The sequence below is a fragment of the Hansschlegelia zhihuaiae genome, from assembly GCF_004103825.1.
Taxonomy (GTDB): domain Bacteria; phylum Pseudomonadota; class Alphaproteobacteria; order Rhizobiales; family Methylopilaceae; genus Methylopila; species Methylopila zhihuaiae.
Genome location: NZ_RYFI01000002.1, coordinates 88,774 through 113,704 on the forward strand (window position 1 = coordinate 88,774; position 24,931 = coordinate 113,704).

Annotated in this window: 19 protein-coding genes; 12 read left to right on the top strand and 7 right to left on the bottom strand. The window is 69.9% G+C overall.

Annotated elements, in window-relative coordinates; genetic code table 11:
- Positions 1-258: 258 nt before the first annotated feature.
- On the top strand, positions 259-1,569 hold the full coding sequence (locus tag EK403_RS02730; RefSeq protein WP_245479469.1) for an OmpP1/FadL family transporter: 1,311 nt from the start codon (positions 259-261) through the stop codon (positions 1,567-1,569).
- Between the two features lie 91 nt (positions 1,570-1,660).
- Here the strand turns inward: EK403_RS02730 and EK403_RS02735 are convergent, their stop codons facing one another.
- Positions 1,661-2,440: an SDR family oxidoreductase gene (locus EK403_RS02735; RefSeq protein ID WP_128775977.1), complete on the bottom strand. Its 780-nt coding sequence runs from the start codon at positions 2,438-2,440 to the stop codon at positions 1,661-1,663.
- A 77-nt stretch (positions 2,441-2,517) separates the two neighbouring features.
- The gene (locus EK403_RS02740) at positions 2,518-2,982 is read right to left on the bottom strand and encodes a DUF2852 domain-containing protein (RefSeq protein WP_128775978.1); all 465 of its coding nucleotides are present in this window, start codon (positions 2,980-2,982) and stop codon (positions 2,518-2,520) included.
- Positions 2,983-3,205: 223 nt separating this feature from the next.
- On the opposite strand from EK403_RS02740, the gene EK403_RS02745 reads away from it, so the two are divergent.
- Both EK403_RS02745 and EK403_RS02750 read left to right on the top strand, forming a co-directional pair.
- Positions 3,206-4,018, top strand: coding sequence for a UDP-2,3-diacylglucosamine diphosphatase (locus EK403_RS02745; protein WP_128775979.1), 813 nt, complete (start codon positions 3,206-3,208; stop codon positions 4,016-4,018).
- A gap of 29 nt (positions 4,019-4,047) precedes the next feature.
- The gene (locus tag EK403_RS02750) at positions 4,048-5,082 is read left to right on the top strand and encodes a glycosyltransferase family 4 protein (RefSeq protein WP_128775980.1); all 1,035 of its coding nucleotides are present in this window, start codon (positions 4,048-4,050) and stop codon (positions 5,080-5,082) included.
- A 50-nt stretch (positions 5,083-5,132) separates the two neighbouring features.
- Here EK403_RS02750 and EK403_RS02755 read toward each other — a convergent pair whose 3' ends face one another.
- Positions 5,133-5,726, bottom strand: a complete 594-nt coding sequence (locus EK403_RS02755) for a hypothetical protein (protein ID WP_128775981.1) — start codon at positions 5,724-5,726, stop codon at positions 5,133-5,135.
- A gap of 230 nt (positions 5,727-5,956) precedes the next feature.
- Entirely contained in the window at positions 5,957-6,946 is a 990-nt protein-coding gene (gene dgcA, locus EK403_RS02760) for an N-acetyl-D-Glu racemase DgcA (RefSeq protein WP_128775982.1), read from the bottom strand.
- A 139-nt stretch (positions 6,947-7,085) separates the two neighbouring features.
- Here dgcA and EK403_RS02765 point away from each other — a divergent pair, with 139 nt between their 5' ends.
- Positions 7,086-7,892, top strand: a complete 807-nt coding sequence (locus tag EK403_RS02765) for an alpha/beta hydrolase (protein WP_128775983.1) — start codon at positions 7,086-7,088, stop codon at positions 7,890-7,892.
- A gap of 6 nt (positions 7,893-7,898) precedes the next feature.
- Here the strand turns inward: EK403_RS02765 and dgcN are convergent, their stop codons facing one another.
- Positions 7,899-8,915, bottom strand: coding sequence for an N-acetyltransferase DgcN (dgcN, locus tag EK403_RS02770; protein WP_128775984.1), 1,017 nt, complete (start codon positions 8,913-8,915; stop codon positions 7,899-7,901).
- A gap of 111 nt (positions 8,916-9,026) precedes the next feature.
- Here dgcN and EK403_RS02775 point away from each other — a divergent pair, with 111 nt between their 5' ends.
- The 6 genes from EK403_RS02775 to EK403_RS02800 all read left to right on the top strand — a co-directional run bounded on the left by EK403_RS02775 (position 9,027) and on the right by EK403_RS02800 (position 14,131).
- Positions 9,027-10,172, top strand: coding sequence for an ABC transporter permease (locus tag EK403_RS02775; protein WP_128775985.1), 1,146 nt, complete (start codon positions 9,027-9,029; stop codon positions 10,170-10,172).
- A 2-nt stretch (positions 10,173-10,174) separates the two neighbouring features.
- Positions 10,175-10,987: an ABC transporter ATP-binding protein gene (locus EK403_RS02780; RefSeq protein ID WP_206659466.1), complete on the top strand. Its 813-nt coding sequence runs from the start codon at positions 10,175-10,177 to the stop codon at positions 10,985-10,987.
- Positions 10,988-11,005: 18 nt separating this feature from the next.
- A complete protein-coding gene (locus EK403_RS02785) occupies positions 11,006-12,586 on the top strand; it encodes an MlaD family protein (RefSeq protein WP_128775986.1) in 1,581 nt (526 codons plus the stop codon).
- Positions 12,583-13,182 carry an ABC-type transport auxiliary lipoprotein family protein gene (locus EK403_RS02790; RefSeq protein ID WP_128775987.1) on the top strand — a complete coding sequence of 200 codons (600 nt, stop codon included), beginning with the start codon at positions 12,583-12,585 and terminating at the stop codon, positions 13,180-13,182. Before EK403_RS02785 ends, EK403_RS02790 begins: the two co-directional genes overlap by 4 nt.
- 91 nt (positions 13,183-13,273) lie before the next feature.
- Positions 13,274-13,621, top strand: a complete 348-nt coding sequence (locus EK403_RS02795; protein ID WP_128775988.1) for a DUF6152 family protein — start codon at positions 13,274-13,276, stop codon at positions 13,619-13,621.
- A gap of 15 nt (positions 13,622-13,636) precedes the next feature.
- Entirely contained in the window at positions 13,637-14,131 is a 495-nt protein-coding gene (locus EK403_RS02800) for a hypothetical protein (protein WP_164919475.1), read from the top strand.
- A gap of 66 nt (positions 14,132-14,197) precedes the next feature.
- On the opposite strand, the gene EK403_RS02805 is transcribed toward EK403_RS02800, so the two are convergent.
- Positions 14,198-21,301: an apolipoprotein A-IV repeat region-like domain-containing protein gene (locus EK403_RS02805; protein WP_128775989.1), complete on the bottom strand. Its 7,104-nt coding sequence runs from the start codon at positions 21,299-21,301 to the stop codon at positions 14,198-14,200.
- Between the two features lie 568 nt (positions 21,302-21,869).
- On the opposite strand from EK403_RS02805, the gene EK403_RS02810 reads away from it, so the two are divergent.
- Positions 21,870-23,066: a GNAT family N-acetyltransferase gene (locus EK403_RS02810; RefSeq protein WP_164919476.1), complete on the top strand. Its 1,197-nt coding sequence runs from the start codon at positions 21,870-21,872 to the stop codon at positions 23,064-23,066.
- Positions 23,067-23,087: 21 nt separating this feature from the next.
- Here EK403_RS02810 and EK403_RS02815 read toward each other — a convergent pair whose 3' ends face one another.
- Complete coding sequence (locus EK403_RS02815; protein WP_128775991.1) at positions 23,088-24,044, bottom strand: homocysteine S-methyltransferase family protein; 957 nt, start codon at positions 24,042-24,044, stop codon at positions 23,088-23,090.
- Between the two features lie 260 nt (positions 24,045-24,304).
- Between EK403_RS02815 and EK403_RS02820 the strand changes: the two genes are divergently transcribed.
- Positions 24,305-24,925 carry a TetR/AcrR family transcriptional regulator gene (locus tag EK403_RS02820; RefSeq protein ID WP_128775992.1) on the top strand — a complete coding sequence of 207 codons (621 nt, stop codon included), beginning with the start codon at positions 24,305-24,307 and terminating at the stop codon, positions 24,923-24,925.
- Positions 24,926-24,931 lie beyond the last annotated feature (6 nt).

A 24,931-nucleotide genomic window follows, 5' to 3' on the forward strand; every position in this document is an offset into this window, starting at 1 on the left:
CTTCGCCGCCTCTGAGCGGTCGTCTTGTTCCGAGCAGGAAGCGATAGGGCGCGGCGGCGCGCTTGGCGAGCGAGGCGATGGGATGAGGGCGCCGGATGTGGTGCGCCGAAACCACGCCTGCGGCGAAACCCGCGACAAAATGCGTCAAAACTGTTGCCGGGCGAAAGGAGCGTCCGCAACCTGATTACACCGCCGCGGGGGAATCGCCGGCGGACCAATATCGGCGCCGGCTTCGCACCCGCGTCTCGGGGAACGCACATGTCCAGTATCATGTACCGTCGCCGCCGCAGGCTTCTGTCCGGCGTGGTTACGCTTGCCGCGCTCGTCGCGTCCCACGAGGCGAACGCGGGGGCCTTCGCGCTGCGGGAGCAGAGCGCGACCGGCCAGGGCATGTCCTTCGCCGGCATGGCGGCGGGCGGCGGCGACAGCCTGTCGGGCATGTTCTGGAACCCTGCGGTCGTCAATCAGGTCGAGCATCTCCAAGGCGAACAGCACCTGTCCTTCATCGCGCCGTCTTCGAAGATCGAGGTCAGCGACGCCACGAAGGGACTGGTGGGCGCTCTCGGCGGAACGCCGCGCGACGGCGGCGACATCGGCGAATACGCGTTGCTCGGCGCCAGCTACAGCGCCTATCGGGTGAGCGATCAGGTCTCAGTCGGCCTGTCGATCAACACGCCGTTCGGGCTCGCCACCGACCCGCATCACAATTGGGCCGGCCAGACCTACGCACGCTCCTCCCAGGTGCGCTCGATCAACGCGGCGCCGACGGTCGGTTATCAGGTCAACGACTGGCTCTCGATCGCAGGCGGCGTCCAGATCCAGTATTTCGACATCCAGCTGCGCCAGGCGCTCGGACTGCCGCAAGGCTCGCAGAACGCGACCCTCACTGGCGACGACATCGGGGTCGGCTTCACGGCCGGCATGACGATCGCGCCGGTCGAGGGAACCAGCGTCGGCGTCGGCTTCCGCTCCTCGATCGAGCACAAGCTGAAGGGCAATCTCTCGGTCCCCGGTCCGAACGTGAAGATCAAGGCCGAAGTGGATCTGCCGGAGCAGGTCACCATCGGTCTTCGCCAGCGGGTGACCGAGGATCTGACTCTGCTCGCCGGCGGCGAATGGACCAATTGGAGCCGGCTGGACTCGGTCGCGGTCAAGGCGCGGACGGGCGGCGCGACCGTGACGACGCTGCCGTTCGGCTACAAGGACGGATGGTTCGTGTCGGGCGGCGCCGAATATCGGTTTACGCCCGCCCTCACTGGACGCGCGGGCGTCGCATACGAGTGGTCGCCGATCACCGACAAGGTGCGCTCCAACAGGCTCCCCGACGACGACCGCTGGTGGCTTTCGGCCGGCGGCTCCTACAACCACAGCGACCGGCTGGCCTTCGATCTCGGATATTCCTACATCTTTGTGCCGGGCAAGTCGAAGATCGACATCAAAGCGGGCGATCCCGACTTTGTGGGACTGCCCTATTCGGCGAAGTCCAAGTCGGAAGTCCACATCGTTTCGGCCGCAGTGCGTTATAAGTTCGGCGGCGACGCCCCGGCGGCCCTCGTCACCAAATACTGAGTTCCGGCGTTCCCGCGTAAGGGGCAGTTGGAAAACGGGTGGCCGCGCCTGTCGCGCCTTGGCCAAATTCCCGTCTGGGCGATAGTTTCGCTCAGAACGCGCCCGGAAAGTTGCCGCCGTCGATCAGGAGGTTTTGGCCCGTGAGGTAGCCCGCCTGCGCCGAGCAGAGAAAGGCGCAGAGCTGGCCGAACTCGGTCGGGTCGCCGAAGCGCTTGGCCGGCACGCCGACCATCCGGGAGGCCGCGACCTCCTCTTCGGTGCGGCCCGAGAGCTTCGCCTCGGCCGGGAAGCCGCCGCGCAGCCGGTCGGTGTCGAACATGCCGGGTAGGATGGCGTTGATGGTGACGTTGCGGTGCGCCACCGTGCGCGCCACGCCGGCCACGAAGGCGGTGAGGCCGGCCCGCGCGCCGCTCGAAAGGTCGAGCCCGACGATCGGGGCCTTCACGGACGCCGAGGTGATGTTGACGACGCGGCCGAAGCCGCGCTCCGCCATGCCGTCGATCACCCGCTGGATGAGCTCGATCGGCGCGACCATGTTGGCCACCACGCCGGACAGCATCGCGTCGCGGTTCAACTCGCGAAAATCCTTGCGGGGCGGGCCGGCGTTGTTGTTGACGAGAATGTCGGGCGCAGGCGCCGCGGCGAGCAGAGCGTCCTGTCCCTCGCGGCTTGCGACGTCGCCCGTGACCGCGATGATTTCGGCGCCGGTCCGCTCGCGGATTTCGGCGGCCGTCTTCTCGAGCCGGGGCGCGTCACGGCCGTTGACCACGACCCGGCATCCTTCTGCGGCGAGCGCCTCGGCGCAGGCGCGACCGAGGCCCTTGCTCGAGGCGCAGACGATGGCGGTGCGGCCGGCGATCCCGAGATCCATGAGGGCGCGATCCTGCTCTTTTCGGCAAAAAGGCCGGCCCAGAGGGCCGGCCGGAGAGATGGGCTCGGGGCGCGGCTTCAGCCGCGCGAGGCCATGAAGCGCTCGAACTCCTCGCGCTGGCGGGTCTCGTCATGGGCGCCGCGCTCGGCCCTGAGATGGGACTCGAAGGCGGCCGTGGTCTCGTCGACCTTGCGGCGCTCCTCGTCGAGCCTGCGAAGCTCGCCGTCCCGCCACGCGTCGAACGCCGCGTTGCCGGTCCGGCGCGGCGCGCCGCAGCCGCTGGCGCGACGTGGGCGGAACTCGTCGCGAAAATTGCGGCCGATGTCGTCGGCGGCCTGCCGCGCCCGATCGAGCGCGCCGCCCGAGCCGCGCAGCGTAGCCGCGATCTTCTCGCCCCAGATCACATAGACGATCATCGCGAGCCCAAGCGGCCAGAACAGGATGAAACCGATCGCCGTGAGGGCGATGGTGAGGGCGGTCCAGCGATGCGGCACGCCAGGGATGACGGCGGCGGCGTCATCGATCGGGGGGTTCGAGGTCATCGTCGTCTCCGTTCGGCGGCGCCCCGGGGGCAGGGCTCGCCGTCTTGCGACAATCTGGCGACGGCCGATCCGCCGTTCAAGTCCGCGCGTCCGCGGCGTCCGCCGCTCGCGGAACGCTGGCGTTTTGCGCGCGCTCTCCCATTATCTCTCTGTGGGACCTTCGTCACAGGCCTGAGACGAATCAGGCTTATGGCGGACAGCGAGCAGCACGCGAGGCGCCGATTTGCTGGACGAACCTGAAACGCAGCGGTTCCGGGCGCTCTTCATCTCCGACGTCCATCTCGGAACCAAGGGCTGCCAGGCCGAGATGCTTCTCGACTTCCTGCGGGACCACGACGCCGAGGTGATCTACCTCGTCGGCGACATCATCGATGGATGGCGGCTGAAACAGTCCTGGCACTGGCCCCAGGCTCACAACGACGTCGTCCAGAAGCTGTTGCGCAAAGGGCGCAAGGGCGCGCGGATCGTCTATCTGCCCGGCAATCACGACGAGTTCCTGCGCGACTATTACGGCACGCATTTCGGCGGGATCGAGGTGGTGGAGACCGCGATCCACGAGACCGCGACCGGGCGGAAGTATCTCGTGATCCATGGCGATATCTTCGACATGGTCGTGCGCCACGCGCGCTGGCTCGCCTTCCTGGGCGACTGGGCCTACGAGACGGCGCTCGCGGTCAACACCTACCTCAATCTGGTCCGCCGCAAGCTCGGCCTGAGCTACTGGTCGCTATCGGCCTGGGCGAAGCTCAAGGTCAAGAACGCCGTCAACTTCATCGGGCAGTTCGAGGAGACGTTGTCGGCCGAAGCCGGCAAGCACAAGGTCGACGGCGTGATCTGCGGCCATATCCACCACGCGGCGATGCACGACATGAACGGCGTCGCCTATGTGAATTGCGGCGACTGGGTGGAAAGCTGCACCGCGATCGCCGAACATGCCGACGGCCGACTCGAGCTGATCCGCTGGGCCGACCGCAAGGCGGTCGAACCCGCCGACTTCGGGAGCAAACGGCAGACGCGAGCCCCCGTCGCCGCCTGACCGGCGCGCGGCCTTTACGGAGTCGGCCCATGCGGGTCCTGGTGGTGACGGACGCCTGGCGCCCCCAGGTCAACGGCGTGGTGCGCACGATCGAGCAGCTCGTGACCCATGCGCCGACCTATGGGGCGGAGATCGTGCTGCTGACGCCGCAGGCGTTCCGCACCGCCCCGCTGCCGACCTATCCGGAGATCCGGCTGGCGCTCGCCCGCGCCGCGGTGGTCGGCGGCATGATCGACGCCGCCAAGGTCGACCACATCCACATCTCGACCGAGGGGCCGCTCGGCCTCGCGGCGCGCCGCGCCTGCCTGAGGCGAGGGCTCGCCTTCACGACCAGCTACCACACGCGGTTCCCGGAATATGTGCGGCGGCGCATGCCCATTCCCGAGCGTTGGACCTATGCTTGGCTCCGCCGCTTCCACAACGCCGGCGACGGGATGATGGTCGCGACCGATTCGCTCGCGCGCGACCTCGCGGGGCGCGGCTTCGAACGCCTGATGAGGTGCACGCGCGGCGTCGACGCCGATCGCTTCAGGCCCCGCCCCGGCGTCGACGTCTTCGGCCTGCCGCGGCCGGTGTTCCTCTATGTCGGCCGGATCGCGACGGAGAAGAACATCGAGGGCTTCCTTTCCCTCGACCTGCCGGGGTCAAAGGTCGTGGTCGGGGACGGCCCGTCGCGCGCGGCGCTCGCCGCGGCGTTCCCGGCCGCGCGCTTCACCGGGTCGCTCGACGGCGAGGCGCTCGCCGAAGCCTACTCCTCCGCGGAGGTCTTCGTGTTCCCGAGCCGAACCGACACCTTCGGCATCGTGATCCTTGAGGCGCTCGCGAGCGGCCTGCCGGTCGCGGCCTTTCCGGTCACCGGTCCGATCGACGTGCTGAGCGGTTCAGGCGCCGGCGCCGGGGCGCTGAACGAGGATCTTCGGGCCGCGGCGCTCGCGGCGCTCGAAATCCCGAAGGAAAAGGCGCGGGCGGTCGCGCTCCAGCACGGCTGGTCGGAGGCGGCGCGCATGTTCGTGGAAAACGTCAGGACGGTCATGGCCCGCCGGGCGAAACGGTTGACCGCCTAGAGCAAGTCGTTCTGTTGCGGACTTGCCCCGGCGACCCGAGGTCCACGGGCTCAGGCGAACAGGATCGCCTTCTCTTCCTCGGACAGGCTTTCCAGCAGGCCCGGCGTCCAGGCCTTGGGCATGACCGGCCGTGTGGCTGCGGCCGGGGACGGGGAGGGGGAGGCCGCCAGCGGGGCTGCGGCGTGTTCGTCCGTCAGGTCCAAGGCCTCGCCATTCACCAGCATGACGGCTCGGGGGAACCGATCGGTCTCCGCGGCCACGGTGTCGAACTGCGCGGCAGATTCCTCGACGGCGCCGTCGACGAGCGCATGCTCCGCGACCAACGCGTCGTCCTCGAACTCGTCATAACCGCCGGCGGCGTCTGCGACCGGTGAGACGGAAGCCTGCGGCGGCTCCAGGAGGCGCGGCGTTTCGCCGAGAGCTTCGAGAGCCAGCGCGATGGCGCGCTCGAGTTCGCCGCATTGTCGCAAAGCCCGGCCCGCCTGGCGGCGCGGCCTCGGGACGGAAGCGAGCGTCTCGCGGATCCCAGTGGCGAGGGATGCGGCGGCGCGGATGCGCCCCACCGCCTCCGCCGAGCCTTGCGGCGCGTTCTGCCGTGACGCGAGCCGCCCCTCGAGCGCCACGAGCGCGTCGAGCACGGCCATGGTGTCCGACGTGCGATTGCGGCGCGCGAACTCGGCGAGGAACCAACGGCCCCGCTCCGTCTCCATCACCGCGGAGGCGATCGCGTCGTAGTCCTCGAGCGAGAGTGGCGTAAGGGCCGACATTCCGATCCGCTCCGGGCCGCGGCCGGATTCGGGCCGCAGACGCTACGAGAGTGCATCTAAAGCGAATTTCGCGCCTGCGAAAAGGTAGGAATGTCCCGTATGCCGCCTCATCCCCACAGCGCGGGAACGGGCGGGCGCAGCAGGCTGCCCTCGTAGACAAGGCCGTGCTCCCGGTCGCGGGCGAGCAGCAGCGGGCCGTCGAGGTCGACGATCGCCGCGCCCTGCGCGACGAGGACGGCCGGCGCCATGGCGAGCGAGGAGGCCAGCATGCAGCCGACCATGACGGTGAGGCCCGCCGCGCGAGCTTCGGCCGCAAGCGCCAGCGCCTCGGTCAGCCCGCCGGTCTTGTCGAGCTTGATGTTGATGGCGTCGTAACGCCCGATGAGGCGCGCGAGGCTCCCGCGGTCATGCGCGCTCTCGTCGGCGCAGACCGCGATCGGCCGGTCGATCGTCGCGAGCGCCCCGTCATCGCCGGCCGGCAGCGGCTGCTCTACGAGGGTCACGCGGGCGGCCGCGCAGGCCCGGAGGTTCTCGGCGAGCGCGGCGCCGGTCCAGCCTTCGTTGGCGTCGACGATGAGCTCGGCCTTCGGGGCCGCGGCGCGGACCGCCGCAATACGCTCGGGGTCGCGACCGTCGCCGCCGCCGAGCTTGACCTTGAGAAGCGGACGGGCGGCCGCCGCGCGCGCGGCCTCGGCCATGGCGTCGGGGGCGCCGAGCGACAGCGTGAAGGCGGTGACGAGCGGTTCGGGTTCGGGCAGGCCTGCGAGCGCGGCGACGCTCGTGCCTGCGCGCTTGGCCTCGAGATCCCAGAACGCGCAGTCGAGGGCGTTGCGGGCGGCGCCCGCGGGCAGCCGCGACTGCAGCGCGGCGCGGTCGAGGCCGGCGGCGATCCCGGCCGCGAGCGCGTCGATCTCGGCCTTCACGCCCTCCGGCGTCTCGCCATAGCGTGGATAGGGCCGGCACTCGCCGCGGCCCCGATGCGGGCCGTCCACGAGTTCGGCCACGACGGTGACGACCTCGGTCACCGACCCACGCGCGATGGTGAAGGCGCCGACGATCGGCCAGCGCTCGATACGAGTGGTGAGGGTAGGGGCCATGAGGGGGACGCCCAAGCGATGCGAGGCCCTGCTGATAGCGTGGTCGAACGCCGATTTGAACATGCGTTCGACCGCGCGCGTTCGCTTCGGCCGCCTTCAACGGGCTTTATGAGCCGTCAACGAATGGAGTGGCGAGCGGGTGTGGATCATCGCGAAGATCGCGTTCGGCGTCGTCGGCGCATACGCCGCCTTCTGTCTCGTCATGTTCCTCGCGCAAAAGGCCTTCCTGTTCCATCCGACGCCCGAGACCGGGCCTCCGGCGGCCTATGGGCTGGCCGAATTCCGCCGCGTCGAGATGGTCGCGGAGGACGGCGTTCCGCTCGTCGGCTGGCTCCACGAGAACGCCAGCCGCGAGAAGGCGATCCTGTTCTTCTACGGCAACGCCGACGCGCTGCCGCCCTATGCCGGCTTCTTCAGGAGCTTCGCCAAGGCCGGATATTCGGTGCTCGGCGTCAATTACCGCGGCTATGGGGGCTCGGGCGGCGAGCCCTCGGAGACCGGGTTCTACGCCGACGCCGACGCCGGCTTCCGTTTCCTTGCCCGGCACGTTCCGGCTGAGAGGATCACGGTCGTCGGCCGTTCGATCGGGACCGGCGTCGCGGTCGATCTCGCGGCGCGGAACCCCGTGAGGTCGCTGGTCCTGATCTCGCCCTTCACCTCGGTCGTGGACGCCGCCTCGGAGGTCTTCTGGTATCTGCCCGTCAGCCTGCTGCTCCGGCACCGCTTCTCGTCCATCGACGGCATCCGCCGCGTGAGGGCCCCGGTCCTGATCATGCATGGCGACGCCGACGCGATCATCCCCGTGCTCCACGCCAGGCTCCTCCACGAGGCCGCGGCGGAGCCGAAACGGCTCGAGGTGTTCGAGAGCGCGGACCACATCGCGATGGATCTCGACCGGATCTTCCGGCTGACGGTCGAGTTCGACGCGGGCGACGAGAGGCGCTGAGCGGACTCAGCGCGGCGCCGGAAACTCCTCCAGCAGCCGGTCCACGATCGTCGCCATCCCGAAGCGCAGGGGATCGCTCGCCGGCACGCCATGCGCGGCGGCCGCCTTCTCGAGCGTCGCCCGCGCCTCCGCCTCGGGGAGCGCCGACGTGTTGATGGCGACGCCGACGCAGCGGATGTCGGGATTGGTGAGCCGGCCGGCCGAGACCGTCGCCTCGATGACCTGCGCGATGCTGGGCAGCGCATGCGAGACATTGCGCATCGTCTTCCGGGTCGGCTCGTGGCAGACCACGAAGGCGTCGGGCTGCGCGCCATGCAACAGGCCGAGCGTCACGCCCGCGAAGGAGGGGTGGAACAGCGAGCCCTGGCCCTCGACCACGTCCCAGTGGCCGGGCGCGGCGGCGGGCGAGAGCCATTCGGCGGCGCCCGCGATGAAGTCCGCCACCACCGCGTCGATCGCGACGCCGCGGCCGGCGATCAGCACGCCGGTCTGACCCGTCGCGCGGAACTCGGCGTCGAGCCCGCGGTCGCGCATCTCGGCCTCGAGCGCGAGCGCCGCATACTTCTTGCCGACCGAACAGTCGGTGCCGACGGTGAGCACGCGGCGCCCGGGCCGCTTCTCGCCATTACCGGTCGCGAAACGCTCGGTCGACGCCCTGAGGTCGAACAGTTTTCGGCCATGCGCGTGGGCCGCTTCGGCCACGCGCTGGAACGAGGCGAGCCGGACATGCATGCCGCTCGCGACGTCGAGTCCCCGTCCGATCGCTTCGACGATCGCGTCGATCCAGTGCTCCGGCAACCGTCCGCCGGCGTTGACCACGCCGATCACGAAGGTCTTGGCGCCCTGCCGGACGGCCTCGGCCACGTCCATGTCCGGCAGGCCGACATCGGCGCCGCAGCCGGGCAGGCGCATCTGGCCGACGCACCAGTCGCGCCGCCAGTCGACGACGCCGGCCGCAGTCTTGGCGGCGAGCTGGTCCGGGGCGTCGCCCAGAAACAACAAGTAGGGCCTTATGATCTCCACGGGGGGTCTCCGGGCGGCGCCAGCCTCGACAGATTGCGCGCGTCCTGAATAGTAGGACGGACCCCCATCGGACAAGGCGACCCGGCGTCGCCGGGCCCGGACAGTTCGCGCGTGGATGTTGACGAGACTGCCGCAGATCTGACGGTCGGGACCTTCGACGAAGGTCTCGTGCTGACGCCGCTCGGCCCGTGGACGGCGCGCACGGGGGACGAGCTCCAGGACAAGATCGACGCTCTCAACCTGAGCGGGGCCGACGGTCGGTCGGTCGTGATCGACATGGCGGAGGTCGCGCGCCTCGACACCGTCGGAGCGCTGCTGATCCAGCGGTTGCGCGCGGCCGCCGAGGCCGCCGGCGCGACCGCCGAGCTCCACGCCGTGAAGCCGCAGCACGAAAGGCTGATGGCGGCGCTCCGCGAGCACGCCAAGCAGAAGCCGCCGCCCGCGCGCCGGACTTCCGGCGCTGTCGATCTGCTGGCCGGCGTCGGGGCGAGCGTCATCGAGATGGGCGACGACGTGAAACGAGGGCTCGGCTTCCTCGGCGCGGTCGTCTCGGTCTGCGCGAAGCTCGCGATCACGCCCTGGCGGTTCCGCTTCACCTCGACGGTCCACCACCTCGACCGCGTGGGCCTGCGTGCGGTGCCGATCATCGCGCTGATCTCGTTCCTGGTCGGCGCGATCGTCGCGCAACAGTCGATCTTCCAGCTCCGGAACTTCGGCGCGACGCTGTTCGTGGTCGACCTGCTCGGCATCCTGGTGCTGCGCGAACTCGGGGTCCTCCTGACGGCGATCATGATCGCCGGCCGTTCGGGCTCGGCCTTCACGGCGGAAATCGGCTCCATGAAGATGCGCGAGGAGATCGACGCGCTGAAAACCATGGGTCTCGACGCTGTCGAAATCCTGGCGCTGCCGCGCCTCGTCGCACTTGTGGTCGCGATGCCGATGCTCTCCTTCATCGCGTCGATGTCCGCCCTGTTTGGCGGCGGACTCGTCTCGTGGGGCTATGGCGACATCACGCCGATCACTTTCCTGCAGCGCCTGAACGACGCGATCACGTTCCAGACCTTCATGGTGGGCATCATCAAGGCGCCATTCATGGCGGTCGTGATCGGCCTCATCGCATGCACCGAAGGCATGAAGGTGGAGGGCTCGGCCGAATCACTGGGCGCCCGGACGACGGCGTCGGTGGTGAAGGCGATCTTCGTCGTCATCGTGCTCGACGGCGTCTTCGCCATGTTCTTCGCGGCAATGGGGATCTGACGATGGCCCCCGCCGAGAGCGCCGCGCCCGTCCCGAAGGGCGGCGACCACGAGGTTGTGATCAAAGTCCGCGATCTCGTCGTCGGCTTCGGCGAGCGCAACGTCATCGACGGCTTCGATCTCGACGTCCGGCGCGGTGAGATTCTGGGCGTGGTGGGGCCCTCGGGCGCCGGCAAGTCGGTCACGTTGCGCGCCATCATCGGGCTGTTGCCGAAGAAGGCGGGGACGGTGGAGGTGTTCGGCGTCGATATGGACAAGGCGACCTGGGACGAGCGGCTCGCGATCGAGCGCCGCTGGGGCGTGCTGTTCCAGCAGGGCGCATTGTTCTCCTCGCTCACGGTCAAGCAGAACATCGAGATGCCGCTGCGCGAGCACACCCATATCTCCGCCAAGCTGCGCGACGAGATCGCCCGGCTGAAGATCGAGCTTGTCGGCCTCAAGCCCGAGGCCGCCGACCTCTTCCCTGCGGAGCTTTCGGGCGGCATGATCAAGCGCGCGGCGCTGGCCCGGGCGCTTTCGCTCGATCCCGACATCGTCTTCCTCGACGAGCCCACGGCGGGCTTGGACCCGATCGGCGCCAACGCGTTCGACCGGCTCATCATGACGCTCAAGGACACGCTGGGGCTGACCGTGTATATGGTGACCCACGATCTCGACAGCCTGACCACCGTGTGCGACCGCATCGCCGCGCTCAAGGGCGGCAAGCTGATCGCCGTCGGTCCGATGTCCGAGATGGTGCGGAACGACGATCCGTGGATGCAGGAGTATTTCCGCGGCGAGCGCGCCCGCGCGGCCGGCATCGGCGCGGCGGCGTGAGCGTGGGAGAGTAGACCGATGGAGACCCGCGCCAATCACGTTCTCGTCGGCGCCTTCACGCTCGCCGTGCTGGCTGCGGCCTTCGGCTTCGTATGGTGGTTCGCGGGGGTCGGGAAGACAAGCGAGCGCGCGATCTATCGCATCCAGTTCCAGGGCGCGGTGTCGGGCCTGACGCCGGGCTCGGGCGTGCAGTTCAATGGCATCCGGGTCGGCGACGTCACGAGCCTCAATTTCGATCCGCAGGACCCGGCCAAGGTCGTGGCCCGCATCGAGGTGTTCAAGAACACCCCGATCCGCACCGACACGCGCGCCCGGCTCGAGATGACGGGCCTCACCGGCGGCGCCGTGATCCAGCTCACGGGCGGCTCCCAGACCGCCGAGAGCTTTCCGCTGGTGACCACCGAATCGGGCGATCCCAACAACGCCCCGGTGCTGATCGCCGAAGGCTCGGCGTTCCAGGACATCCTGGAGAGCGCCCGCACGGTGCTCGATCAGGCACGCACCACCTTCGGCGACATCCAGGGTCTCGTCGGCAATTCGCGCGGCTCGATCGAGAGGTCGCTGCAGAATGTCGAGCAGTTCACCTCGGCGCTCGCGGCGAATTCCGGCGACCTCAAGAGCTTCATGCAGAACACGGGCGTCGCGGCGCGGCAGATCGGCAACCTCGCGGACAATCTCGTGCCGCTCGTCACCGACGTGCAGAACCTCGTGCGCGCCGTCGACGTCAACAAGGTCGACCAGACCATGTCGAACGCGGTCGCGTTCACTGATTCGCTGAAGAAGGCCGGCCCGCAGGTCGAGAAGGCGCTGACCCAGGTCGCGGCGCTCGCCGAGCAGCTTCGCGGCTCCGGGCAGAAGGTCGACGACGTGCTGGTGCGCGTGCAGGGCATCGTGAATGCGGTGGACCCGAAAACCGTGAACGCGGCCGTCGACCGCTTCAACCAGGTCCTGCAGTCGGTCGACCCGGCGAAGGTCACTTCGACGATCGCCTCCATCGAGGAGGCCTCGCGCAACGCCAGCCGCACCATCTCGGCGATCGATCCGGAGAAGATCAACCGGGCGGTCGACGGATTCACGGGGCTCGCGACCTCGATCGACGGTCCGACCATCAACCGGGCGGTGGCGAGCTTCGACCGCGCCGTCTCGGCGATCGACGGCGACAAGGTCCGCGCCACCGTCGACAATGTGAACCGTTTCGCCGAGGCGCTCGGCCGCAACAGCCAGACCGTCGACCAGATCATCGCCGATGCGCGCAACATCTCCGGGCGCTTGACCGGCACCGCCGACAAGCTCGACGCGCTGCTCGACGACGCCCGCAAGCTGGTCGGGTCGGGCGAAGCCCAGGGGGCGGTCGCGGACTTCCAGAAGGCCAGCCAGGCGGTCCGCGATCTCGCGCTCAAGCTCGACGGCCGCACCGCCGAGATCGCCGCGGGCATCACAAGGCTGTCGAGCTCGGGTCAGCGCGACCTTTCGGGCTTCATCGCCGACGGCCGCCGCACGCTCAACAATCTCGACGCCGTGCTCGGCGACATCAGACGCAACCCCCAGCAGTTCCTGTTCGGGACCAAGGGCGGCGTTCCGGAGTATCGCGCCCGATGACCTTGTTCCTTTCACGTCGGGCGAAAGCACGGCTGGGCGCGCTGGCGCTCGCGGCGCTCGCGCTCACAGGCTGTTCGAGCGCGCCGCCGCCGCAGACCTTCGACCTCACCGCTCCGTCCCGTCCCGGGCGATCGGCCGGATTCGCCGGTAACCTCATCGTGGCCGAACCGATCGCGGTCGCGACTCTCGACGGGCAGAACGTGGTCGTGAAGCCGACCACCGGCATCGTGACCTATCTGCCCAACTCGCAATGGGCCGACCGACTGCCGAAGCTCGTCCAGTCCAAGATCATCGAAGCCTACGAGAATTCGAACCGGCTGCGGTCGGTCGGCCGGCCGGGCGACCGCCTAACGGTCGACTACCAGCTGTTGAGCGAGCTCCGCGCCTTCGAGATCGACGCCGCGACCGGAACCGCCAGTGTCGAGCTCACGGCCAAGGTGGTGAACGACAAGACCGGCAAGATCGTCGCCGCGCGGGTGTTCTCGGCGCGGCGGCCGGTCGCCGCCGTGGACGGGCCCAACGCCACGCGCGCGCTCGACGCCGCGCTCGGCGAGGTGCTGGCCGATCTCGTCGCCTGGCGCGGCGGGGCGGCCTGACGCCTCACGCAGGCGTCATCCGCTGGACCGTTGCCCGGCGCTCTGGCCGCCCGACCTCCTTCGCGACACAAGCGACGGAGGCCCCAAGGCCATGACCAAGCTGTTTCGCGCGCTTTCCCTCGCCGCGCTGATCGCCACGCCCGCGCTCGCCCATCACGGCTGGTCGAGCTACGATTCGTCGAAGATGTTCGTGATCGAGGGTCCGGTGATCGACTCCTCCTACGGCAATCCGCACGGCTCGCTGGAGCTCGACCACGGCGGAAAGCGCTGGGAGATCGTGCTGGCGCCGCCCTCGCGCATGACCGCCCGCGGCCTCGCGGAGGCCGACATCGCCAAGGGCAAGACCGTCAAGGTCGAGGGCTATCCGAAGTCCGACGGCGAGCCGGAGATGCGCGCCGAGCGGATCACCGTGGGCGGCAAGACGGTCGAGCTGCGCTAAGCCGAGAATCCCGACGTGGAGCACGCCGGCCACGCCCCGGAATGGGCCGCGGCGCTCGAGGCCTCCTGGCTCGGCGTCGCGATGCGCCAGTCGCTGTTCGCCTATCCGGTCGCGAACCTGCTGCATCTTCTCGGCCTGACGCTGCTTGTCGGCCCGATCATGCTGCTCGATCTCCGGCTGATGGGGTTCGGCCGCGGGTTGATCGACGCCGCGGCGGCGTCGCGCGTGCTGACCCGCTTCGCGCTTGCCGGCCTCGCCTTCGCGGCCGCCACCGGGCCGCTGCTGTTCGTCGCCGACGCGAAGTCGCTCTCGACCAGCGCGCTGCTGATCGCGAAGCTCGTCCTGATCGCTGCGGCGCTGGCCAATGCGGCGCTGCTGCGGCTCTGGTGGGGGAGGCTGCTTCCGGACTGGGACCTGTTCGCGCCATGGCTCGCGAAGCTTCAGGCCGCGGCCTCGATCGCGCTCTGGGTGACCGTCGCCGGGCTCGGGCGGATGATCGCCTATCTCTGACCGTCCGGACGGATGAAAGCCCGCCGGCGTGGTCTGCCGGCGGGCATTTCCTCAGACGTGGACGGCTCAGCGGCTCTCGAACTTGCCGGCCGCGTGGGCAAGCATCGTATAGACCTTGCCAGTCTCCGAGGTCAGGTAGGTCTGGGCGAGGGCGTCGTCGGAGCCCTGCGGCGCGACCTCGTCGAGCAGCTTCTCGAACTCGGCGACGTAGCGGTCGACCGTCGCCCGGAACTCCGGCTCGGCGGCGTATTTGCGCTTGATGTCCTCATAGGTCTGCTGGCCCTGCAGCGTGTAGAGCCTGCGGGTGAAGACGTTGCGCTCGCCGCGCCGGTAGCGGTCCCAAAGGTCGGTCACGGCCTGGTGGTCAATCATCCGGGCGATGTCGACCGACAGATTGTCGAGCGACTCCATCGTCGCCGATTGCTGGGCGCGGGCCTGCGCGCCACCCTCGCTGCGGCGGACCGGATCGATCTCGCCGTCGTCGCGGGAGGCGCGGGCGAGCAGCCCGGAAATCCAGCTGCCGCCGTCCTCCTCGGCGCGCGGCAGGCGCGCCGAGGGTTTCGGTTCGGCCGGGGGAGCCGCCTTTGGCTGCTGGGCGGCCGGCTGGGGCGCAGATTTCGGCGCGGGGGCCTGCGCGGCGGGTTGCGGCGGGGCCTTTGCTTCCGAAGGCGCCTTCGGGGCGGGGGCCGCCGGCGCAGGTTCGGCCGGACGCGGCGGCTGGGGCGCCCGCGCCTGCGGCGCGGCGGGCGCCGCGCGGACCGGCGCGGCCGCGCCTGCCGCCGCGACCCGCGGACGTTCGGCGACGTCGAAGCTCGCGCCGTGCCGCGAGGCGATCTCCCCAAGCGCCGTCAACGCCTTGATCTGCTCGGCCACGACGCGGCGGAGCTCGGCGGCGTTCTCCTCCGCCTCCTTGGGCATTTCGAGCACGCCGCGCTTCAACTGCTCGCGGGTCGTGTCGAGCTCGGACTGGATCGACGCGGTCATGGTCCGCATCTCGCGCGCGACCTCGCCGAACCGCGCGCTCGCTTCCGTGAGCATGCGGTTCATCTCGCGCGCCGCGTCGTCATTGGCCGCCTTGAACGCCGAGGTGGTTTTGGCGCGCTCGCTCTCGGTCGTGGTCCGCACCTTCTCGAATTCGCCCGCGATCGACTGGGTCGTGGCGCCGACCTGCGCCGCGAGCCCCTCGGCCACCTTGGTGGCGCGCTGCTCGGACTTCGCCAGCGCGGCGTCGATCGAGGTCGCGAAGCCTTCGAGCACGCCGCCGAGCTCCTTGGCCTTGACCCCGAGCCCCGAGGCTAGCGTGTCTAGCGCGCCGCGACGTTCCTCGAGGTCGCCCGCGAGACGGGTATGCGTGCCGTCGAGCGTTTCGATGACCTTGGAGATCGACGCCGTCTGGCTCTCGAGCTGGCGGGCGACGTCGCCGACCCGCTCGAGCACGCCCATCGAGACGTCGCGCAGCGACGCGACCTGCGCGCCGACCCGGTCGCCGGTGCGCGTCGTGGTCTCGGCGATGTCCGCCATGATCTCCTCGAAGGCCGTGACGCGGCCGGAGAGGTCGCTCTCGACCGCGCCGAGCTTGCGCCCGGCGTTGTCGAGCAGGGTCTGCAGCGCCGTGTTGGCGTCGGCGAGGCGCGTGAGGGTGTCGGCCAGTTCGCCCGCGAGCGCAGTCTGCGTCTCGGTCAGCTCGGCGACGGCGCGCTTGCTTTCGCGCGAGATCGTGCGGGCGAGCGTCGAGGTCGCCTCGGTCACCGCCTCCTGCAGCTTGAGGCTCGAACCGTCGAGCTGCTCGACCGCGCGCGTGGTCTCGGCGCCCATGGTTTCGCCGAGCCGTTGCGAGGTGAGCCTGAGACGGTCGGCCACCTGGTTGAGATTCGCGATGGTCGAGGCGCCGCGCGTCTCGAAGGTCGCGACGAGGTCGCCGTTCAGGGCGTCGATCGCCTCGCGGAGCGCCTCTCCGCGGACGCCGAGCGTCTCGACCAGGGCGGCCGAGCGTTCGTCGAGGCGGCTGACCACCGCCTCGCCGACGCTCGAAAGCTCGCGCGTGACCGCGCCGCCCTGGCTTTCCAGCCTGTCGAGCAGGCCGGCCCCGTTGCTGTCGAGCGCGGCCGACAGCTCCTCGATCCGTCGGCGCAGATCTTCGGCCACGTCGTCGGTGAGCTTGGCGAGCCCCGACTCGATCTTGGCCGAGACGTCGGCGAGGGAGCGGGTGACGCCTTCGACGCGTTCGCCGATGAGGTCGGCGAGGCCGCCGCCGCGCTCGTCGAGCGTGGAGCCGACCTGGTCGAGACGGCCGAGCACGGTCATCTCGAAGCGCGCGATGCGGGTGTCGAGCGTGTCCGCGACCTCGATCGCCTTGGAGCCGAGCGCGCGGTTGACCGCCTCCGCCTTGCCGTCGAATGACGCCACGAGGTCGTCGGTGCGCGCCGCGAGCGTCGCCGCGAACTCGGCGGCGCGGCTCGCAAGCAGGGTCGCGACGCCGGTCGAGCCCTCGCCGAGCGTGCGGGCGAGCTCGAGCGTGCGCTGCGCCAGCGTCTCGTTGAGCGAACGGGTGCGCGAGCTCAGGCCGTCGTCGATCCGCGTCATGCGGCTTTCGAGCGAGAGCGCGAGGTCGCTCATGCGGGCCGACATCTGCTCGTCGAAGGAGCCGAAGCGCGTGGCGAGCTGGGTGTCGAGGTCCGCAGCCCGTTCGGCGAAGGAGTCCGCCCGTTCCGCGAGCGCCCGTTCGAGGTCCGCGGCCTTGGCGTCGAAGCCCGCGACATGGACCGAGACCGAGCGGGTCAGCCGCTGGGCGCGCTCGTCAAGCCCCTGGAAGCTCTCGGCGATGGCGTCGCTCATCGCGGTCGCGCGTTCGTTTAGGGCGCCGACGCGCTCCTCGATCGCGCCGTCGAGCGCAGACACATGGGCCGAGAAGGTCTGGAGCCGTTCGCCGAGCGCCGCGTCGAGCGACGAGACCCGGGCGTCGAAGGCGCCGAGACGCTCGCCGATGACGCGGTCGAGGGTCCCGACGCGGGCGTCGATCTTGCCGATCTGAACGCCGATCGTCTCATCGACTGCCGCGACCTTGGCGTCGACCGCCGCGACCCGCTCAACCATCGCGCCGTCGATGCGGCTGATCGTGCCGTCGAGCTCCGAGATCTTCTGATGGACGAGGGCTGCGCGCGAGCCGATCTCGTCGCCGACGCGCGCGACCTGGGCGTCGAGCCCGGCGACATGAGCGCGGGTCGCCTGGTCGAAGGCCGACAGACGGCCGTCGAAGCCGGAGATGCGGTCCGCCAGTTGGCCGTCGAGATCGCCGAGCTTGCCGTCGAATGCGACGAGCCTGTCGTCGATCGACGAGGCGAGGCGTCCGCCTTCGGCGCGAAGGCGGTTCTCCACTTCGGCGACCCGGTCGGTGATGATCTCGGCGAAGCGACCGGTCTCCCGGCCGAGCCGGTCGACCAACGCCGGTCCGCGCGTGCCGAACACCTCGTCGAGCGCCGCGAGCTGCGTCGCGAGCGTCTCGCCCACGGCGCCGCCGCGCGCCGAGATCGCTTCGGAGAGTTGGTGCGCCGCGACGGCGAGGGCCTCGGCGACCTTCTCGCCGCGCTGGCCGATGACCGCGCCGATCTCGCCCGCGAGGCCGTCCAGGCGCTCGCGGATCGCGACGACGCGCTGGTCCATCAGGCCGCCGAAGCCCGCGACCGAACTTTCGAGGGTGGTCTTGGCCACCGCAGCGCCGTCCTCGAGGCGCAGCGCCACATGGGAGGCCGCGTCGGCGAGCATCCGTTCGGCCGAGGAGATCTCGGAGGCGAGCCGGTCGCCCAGCGTCGCGCTTGCGATGTCGAAGCGCTCCTCGAAGGCGCCGATGCGCTCCGCGATCGCCTGGCCGGCCCGCTCGTCAGCCTTGCGGAAGGCCTCGTCGGAGATCGCGGCACGAGCCGCGATCTGCTCGATGAGACGGGTCTCGGTCTCGGCGATCCGCTTCTGCAGGTCGCCGCCCCGAACCACGATCGTGTCGTGGATGCGCTCGGCGGTGTCGCTGAGCGTCACGGTCAGCCGGCCGCCGCGGTCGGCGATGATGTCAGCGACCGAAGCGCCGGTGGTCGACAGTCTGTCCTCGAAGGCCTTGAGGCGGTCCTCGACCCCCGTCGAAATACGCCCGGTCGCGGCGTCGAAGGCGGCCTCGGCCGCAAGGGCCCGGGCGTCTATCTTGCCCGACAGCGCGTCGCCAGCGGCTGCGAGCCGCTGCTCGAGTTCGCCGCCCTTGGCCACGACCGTCTCGTGGATCCGATCTGCGGTCTCGCCAAGCGACTCGGTCAGCGCGCCGCCGCGGTCGGCGATGATCTCGGCGATCGCCTCGCTGATCGAGGCGAGGCGCTGCTCGAACTCGCCGAGCCGCTCGCCGACCTGGCCCGTGACGAGCTGCGCGGCCGCCGCCAGGGCGGCCTCGGCGAGTCCGGCGCGGGCGTCGATCCGCCCCGCGAACTCGTCGCCCGCCGTCGCGAAGCGGCGCTCGAACTCGCCGCCGCGCGTGACCACGGTGTCGTGGATGCGTTCCGCGGTCTCGTTCAGCGTCTCCGTCAGCGCGCCGCCGCGTTCCGCGATGAGCTCGGCGACCGCCTCGCCGGTCGTCGACAGACGTTCCTCGAACGCCTTGAAGCGGACGTCGACGCTGGAGCCGACCCGGCCGGCGGCGGCGTCGAAGGCGGCCTCGGCCGCGACCGCGCGCGCGTCCAGCGTTTCGTTCATGCGCTCGCCGCTGGCGGAGAGCCGACGCTCGAGGTCGTCGCCGCGCGTGACCACGACGTCGTGGATGCGCTCGGCGGTGTCGCCGAGATTGGTGAGCAGGATCTGGCTGCGCTCGGACAGCACGTCGGCGATCGTGACGCCGGCGGTCTCGATCGACTCGCGGACCTCCTGGGCCCGGCCGTCGATCGCCTGGACGATGCGGGCGCCGGCTTCGCCGAAGTCGGTCTCGATCGCCGCGCTGCGGTCGACCACGGCCTCGTAGACCCGGTCGCTGGCGCGGGCGATGCGGGCCGCCACCTCGAGGCCCTGGGATTCGAGAAGGCTCGCGATGCGGTCGCCGCCTTCCGTGTAGCGGCGCTCAAGCTCGCCGCCATGGACGACGATCGCCTCGTGCATCCTGGCGCTCGCCTCGGCGAGCCGGTCGGACAGGTCCTCGCCGCGGGTGGCGATCTCCTCGGCGAGGCTCCGGCCGGCGCCGTCGAGCCGTTCGGCGATCTCGCCGCCGCGCAGCGAGAGGTCCTCGACGACGCGGTCGCTCGCGCCCCGCAGGGCGTTCGTGACCTCGTCGGACCGTGCGGCGAGCGACTGCTCGACGTCCGCGGCGAGCGCGCGCAGCGCCGCCGTGGTGTCGTCAGCGCGCTCGGAGATCGTGCGGACCACGACGTCGGACCGATCCCCGAACAGCGCGACCACCTGGCCGCCGGTGCGCTCCAGATCGTCGTTGAAGGCGGTTCCGCGCGAGGCGAAGTCGTCGGCGAGACGCGCGGCCGTGGTCGCGAAGGCCTCGATCGAGCGATCGCCGCGCTCGCCAAAGGCTTCGGTGACGGACTCCGCGGTCGCGGCCAGCGTCTCGACGAGGTCACGCGACCGGTCGTCGAGCGCGTCGATCACCGCGCGCGCCTTGAGCTCGATCGCCTCGTGGAAGCGGGCGCCGGCGTCGGCCAGCGCGTCGGTCATCTCGCGCGAGCGGTCGGCGAGGGTCGACAGGACGTCGTCGGCGCGCTCCGACATCTGGTCGTGGAACAGCGCGCCGGCGGCCGCGAGCGCGCCCGTGAGCTCCTCGGCGCGGCCCGCGAAGCGGTCCGTCACGCCGAGCCCGGTGCGGTCGAGCTGTTCAATGATGGCGTCGGAATGCTCGGCCAGGCGGTCGGAGACCGCCGCGCCGACCCTCTCGATCTCGCCCACCACGGCCTGGCCGCGGATGTCGAGCGCGGAGGCGGCCTCGGACGAGAACCGCGCGACGCGGTCGTCGAAGTCGGCGCTCGCGGCCGCGAGGCGGTCGGTGACCAGCATCGCCCGCTCGTCGATCGCGCGCACCAGCGTCTCGCTCGACGAGGCGAGCGAGACGCGGGCGAGCTCGGAGCGCTCGGTCAGCGTGTCGGCGACGCGGCGTCCGACCTCGTCGAGCTCGCGCGCGACCTCGGCGGCGTTCGAGGTGAGGCGCTCGACCATCTCGGCGCCGCGGCCGCCGATCGCCTCGAGCATCTCTTCGCCCGCCCGGCGGATCGCGTCGGTGAATTCGCCGCTCCGGGTTCCGAGGTCGCCCGTCATGCGGGCGCCGGACTCGGAGATGTTGTCGGTCAGGACGCCTGCGGCGGCGTTGAGGTCGCGCGCCAGCAGATCATGCGCGCCCGCGATCGTCTCGCGCAGCCGTTCGGCGTTGCCGTCGATCGCCTCGCGCTGGGCCTGGATCTCCTCGATCAGGGTGCGGACCCGCACCTCGTTCTCGTGGAAGGAGCGCTCAAGCGACGAAACCTCGCCGCGCACGAGCGATTCGAGGTCGCCGGCCCGCGAGACCGCGCGCTCGATGCCGTCGCCCATCGCGGCGACTTCGCGGCGCACCGCCTGGCCCAGCGAGGTGACGGTCTCGGCCGAGGTCGTCTCGGGCTCCGCGAGGCGCAGCGCCACCTCGGTCATCGAGCGGGCGACGATGCGCATCTCCTGGCTGCGCCAGGACATCATCGCGAGCATGTAGAAGAACAGGATCGGGGCGAGCGCGCCGAGGGCCGCGACGGCGAGCTGCGCCTGCGCGCCGCGGTCGGCGAGGTTGAACTCGGCGCCGCCGACGCCGAGCACCGTCACCGCATAGATCAGTCCGAGCGCGGCCCAGGCGACCGCCGCCGCGGTCGCGACCACGAAGGGCGCGCGCGAAGGCTTGCGCTGCAACGCGTAGACGAGATGCGCGAAGGAGCGCGCGTCGTCATTGGCGGGCGCGCGCCTGCCGCTGCGGTCGACGGGCGGGCGCCGCTCGCCGGCCGGCGGATCGAGGCGGGGCTCCGACGATCTGGCGGCCGTGAGGTCCGGGTTGGCGGCCGCGGACGGATTGCCGGCGGAAGGAAGCTCGACGGTCGTTTTCGACTGCGGCGAGACGAGATTCAGCGCCTCCTCGATCGCCGACAGTGCCGCCTCAGCCGGGTCTTTCGCCGGTGTCGCATTCGCCATCGTCGTCGCCTCGCGTCCGCACGCCACACACAATTGGTCGCTGGGAAAGGCCCGAAGGTTCTCGTCCGGTCTTTAAGCCGGATCTCAAACCATTCGTTTCTCTGGAGAAATGGCCTTCCTGACGATCCCCTTGGTGCCCCGACGCGCGACGCTTCGCCCGACGGGGCATACTCCTGCGCCGACAATGCTATCGGCGATCTTAACTCTAGAGAACCGCGGAATCCCGCATTTGGCAAACATCGTTAACGTTTCAGCAACCATTCGACGGCGAGGAGCGAAGAGGCTTGAAGCGCTTGAGGTTCGTCGCGGCGCGGGCCCGCGTGAGCGTGTGGAAAACCCCGTGCGCCGACGTCCTTTTTGATGCCGCCGGCTCGCGGACCCGGCTTCCGAAGAGCCTGCCGATCCGTCGGCCCGTTCGGCGTCCGTAAACCACCGCCGTTAAGGTTAACACACTCCGGACCGAGTAATATCGACCACCTGACGAAGTAGTGAATAGCTGACAGATAGCCGAACCGACGGCGTCGTCATAATGATTAACCGGCCGCGCAGGGAAGGAGGGGGCTGGTTAATGACTTCCGTTTCATTGATCCTTCCTCTGCGTTCGCAGTCGCGATGCGCGGCGTCCGTCGCGAGCGCGACCGCGGGCGTCGTCCGAGGGTCGTCCGGGATTTCAGCGCTCGAATGCGATTGGCGCGCCCTCGCGGCGACCGCGCGGGACGGCGCGCCGTTCCTCAACTTCGCCTTCGCGGTCGCAGCCGCCCACTACCATGAGGCGCGCGGAGAGCGCGTGTTGACCGCGACCGTGATGCAGTCCGGACGTCTGGTCTGCGCGCTTCCGATCGCGGTCGCGAGACGGAGCGGGATCAAGGTCGCTATGCTGTTGGGCGACCCGTTCGCCCAGTATGGCGACGTCCTGCTCGCCCGCGAGGTCGCGCCGAGGCTTTGCGAGCTTGCGCTTCGGGAGCTCGCCCGGGCCATCAATGTCGACGTCCTGGAGTTCCGGCGCGTGCGCGATGGCTCGGCGCTCATGTCCGCCCTCTGCCGGTTCGCGCGACCGACCGGACCGATCCTCGAAGCGCCGTTCCTCGATCTCGCGAATGGACGCCCCGTCGAAGACCTGCTGCACGCAATCGGCGGCGCGAAGCAGAGGCGAGAACGCGCCCGCTCGCGCCGGCGCCTGGCGGAGCAGGGTGCGCTCGGCTTCGAGGTCCGCCGCGGGGCGGAGGCCTGCGAATGGGTTCGCGACGCCGTCGAGATGAAGCGGCGCTGGCTCGCGGCGGCCGGCCATGCGAGTCCGGTCATCGACGACCCGGAATTCGCGAAAGCGTTCGCGCGCGTGGCCAAGGACCCGCGCGACGGCCGCTGCCTCGTCGCGACCCGGCTCGGCGTCGGGGGACGGCCCGCGGCTTACGAGATCGGGCTCGTGCAAGGCGCGCGCTACCACGCCTTCTTGGGCGTCGTCGCCGGCGACTTCGCGGCCGCCAGCCCCGGAAAGATACTGATGGAAGAAACGTTTCGTTGGTGCGGAGCGCAGGGTCTCGAGACGATCGACCTGCTTCCGCCCGCAGATCACTACAAGCGGCTCTGGTCGAACGGATCGGTTCCGGTCCGCGACCATGTCCGGCCGGTGACGATCGCGGGCGCGCTCTATGCCGGCCTCTGGCTTGAGACCTTGCGTCCGCGGCTGCGCGCCGCGCTCGGCCGCCTGCCGGCGTCGCTCCGTCGTAAAGTTGGCGCGGCCGCCCTGAAGGCCGGCGCGCGTTAGGGCGCCGCCGGCCTGCGGGCCTCACGCCGCGCGCAGCTCGCTCGTGCAGGCGAAGCGGATCTCCTCGACATGCCGGCAGTCCGTTCCGCAGCAGCCGCCAAGGATCGTGATCTGGCGGTGACGGCTGCGCAGCGCCTGATACTGGCGCCCGAGCTCGACCGGATCGCCCGCGTCGAGATCCGACGAGGAATCGAGCTCGGCGTGGCTGCGCTTGGAGGCGTTTGCCCGCAACCCCCTGAGCCGCAGCAGCCATTCGCCCTCGTCGTCGAGGCTGCCGGCGAAATGCGTCGGGTGGGCGCAATTGATCATGTAGTATGCCGGCGCCCCGCCCGTTGCGGCGTCGACCAGTTCGATGGCCTGGCGCAACGAATGACCGGCCGGAAGCCGGCCATCGGTCTCCAGCGTGAACGAGATCGCGACCGGGACGCCGGCCCGGTCCGCCGCGCGGGCGATCCCGATGGCCTCCTCGGGATAGGTGAGCGTGTAAGCCGCGACCATGTCGGCGCCGGCAGCCACGAACGAGGCGATCTGCGCGGCGTGGTACTGTTCGGCCTCGGCCGCTGACATCATCTCGGCCGCCTGGTAGCCGTCGCCGCGCGGCCCGATCGTGCCGCTGGTCACCACCGGCGCCGAAGGCGCGTCGAAGCGCTCGCGCAACTCGCTCAGCATCGCGATCGCCTGGCGGTTGATCGCGTCGAGCGCCGCTGCGTCGTAGCCCAGCCTGGCGCCCCAGTCGTGGTTCGCCCGCCAGGTCGGGCTGTCGAGAATGAAACCGAGACCCCACCGCTTCGCCATGACGGCGTATTGGGCATAGTAGTCCTTCAGTCGCTCGCCGCCGTCCTCGGCGTCCATCAGGACGAAAGAGGCGAAATGCGGCAGGTCGATCTTCTGGTGAAAGATGAACGTCGTCTCCATTCCGCCGTCGGTCAGGAAGAGCGTATCCCCGAGTTGGGGAAGGGCGTGTCGGTATTTAGACATAATGGCGTTTCGAACCCGCTGATGACGTTGTTGGGCGCTTTCATCCTGCGCCTATGGGGCTGGACGATCATCCACGCCGGGACCGAAAGCTAGCGGACCCGTGGTCCAGCTCGGCGTCACGCAAAAGTGTGCAGCCGGCAGAGACGTTTGGCCGGAATGTTCGGTCCGAAGCTCCGATGTCCGGAACGAACGTTCCAATAATGGCTGCACCTTTGGTACAGTCATTCCGGACAAGGTCAGAGCGCCGAGGGGAGGGTCGCATGCTGCATGCAGCGGATCGTCGCCGCACCGACACTCGCGAGCGCATCCTCGAACTCGCCGAGGCGTCCACGCTCGCCAAAGGCTTCGGCGGCACCTCGATCGACGAGCTGATCGCCGGCGTGGGCATCACGAAGAGCGGCTTTTTCTACCATTTCCGCGATAAAACTGAGCTCGCGGAAGCGTTGATGGACCGCTACCTCGTCCACAACCGTAAGGTGATTTCTGACATTTTCGACCGGGCCGACGAGCTGATCGAGGACCCGCTGCACGGCATGCTGGCCGCACTCAAGATGTTCGCCGAGACGCTTTCGAACATCCCCGAGGCGCATCCCGGCTGCCTTGCGGCCACGTTCTGCTACCAGGACCAACTGTTCAGCGCGCGCATACGCGAAATGAATATCGAGGGCATGCTCGACTGGCGGACGAGCTTCCGCCGGCGCTTTGAGGCGATCGTCGAACGCTACCCGCCGAAGCGCGAGGTCGACCTCGACGCCATGGCGGACAGCGTCATCACGCTGGTCGAGGGCGGGCTGATCCTCGGGCGGGTCCATCAGGACCCTAGCATCCTGCCGCGCCAGATCATGCTGTTCCGGGACTTCGTCCGCCTGAGCTTCTCCTGACGGAAG